General features: G+C 59.9%; 2 pseudogenes. Both read left to right on the top strand.

Annotation, left to right across the window (positions count from 1 at the left end):
- Positions 1 to 447, top strand: a pseudogene (locus ACFHWW_RS33870) (potassium-transporting ATPase subunit B); the annotation flags it as partial.
- Positions 448 to 461: 14 nt separating this feature from the next.
- Positions 462 to 659, top strand: a pseudogene (locus ACFHWW_RS33865) (potassium-transporting ATPase subunit C); the annotation flags it as partial.
- Between the last annotated feature and the right edge of the window lie 303 nt (positions 660 to 962).

Below are 962 nucleotides of genomic sequence, written 5' to 3'. Positions count from 1 at the left end.
ATGAACACCGGCACGCCGGCGGCTAAGGAGGCCGGCAATCTGATCGATCTCGACAGCGACCCGACCAAGCTCATCGAGGTCGTGCTCGTCGGAAAACAGCTGCTGATTAGCCGCGGTGCTCTAACGACTTTCTCGATCGCCAACGACGTAGCAAAATATTTCGCGATCATACCCGCCCTGTTCATTACTGCCTACCCAGGTCTGCAAGCACTGAACGTCATGGGTCTGGCAAGTCCGGCAAGTGCCATTCTGTCCGCCGTGATCTTCAACGCATTGGTCATTTTCGCTCTGATCCCGCTGGCGCTGCGTGGCGTGCGTTATCAGCCGGCGACGGCGGGCGAATTGCTTCGGCGCAATCTGTTGATCTACGGTCTTGGTGGCCTGATCGTGCCGTTCGTCGGCATCAAAGCCATTGACGTGGCGGTCTCAGCGCTCGGCCTGGCATAAAAGGGAAGAAGACGGTGCTTTCACAAATAAGACCGGCAATAGCCATGTTGGCGATCATGACTCTCCTCACTGGCGTCGCCTATCCGCTGGCGATAACGGGGATCGGGCAGACGCTGTTCCCCCGCCAGGCCAATGCCAGCCTGGTCACACGTGATGGCGTCGTGGTCGGCTCCGAACTCGTTGGGCAGGCATTCACACATCCGGAATACTTCCAAGCAAACCTCAGGTGAGCGGAGCAGCCGAAGGCAACCCGCGCCCGCCAGGTAGCGCCGTAGGGTTTGCCGAAGGCTTGTGGGAAACGCCGGCACCAGAGGTGGAAGACCAAAATGAACCGCTCGCCGGGTGCAGTCGGTCCCGGGTTCCGCCCTTAGGGCGGCGCTACGCATAAACCTCCTACGGCTGCCCTTTTAACCGGTCAAGCAGTGCGCGAACTGGCTTCGGCTGCGCCTGTGCCTGGTATGCTCATTGTCTGTTTTTGAGGGGGAAAGAGGGCTCTGCCCGCCTCTCCCCCAACA

Source organism: Sinorhizobium sp. P24N7 (assembly GCF_042436655.1).
GTDB classification, from domain to species: Bacteria; Pseudomonadota; Alphaproteobacteria; order Rhizobiales; family Rhizobiaceae; genus Sinorhizobium; species Sinorhizobium meliloti_A.
The sequence above is the reverse complement of the archived record's forward strand: the minus strand, read 5'-3'. Positions and strand labels throughout refer to the sequence as shown.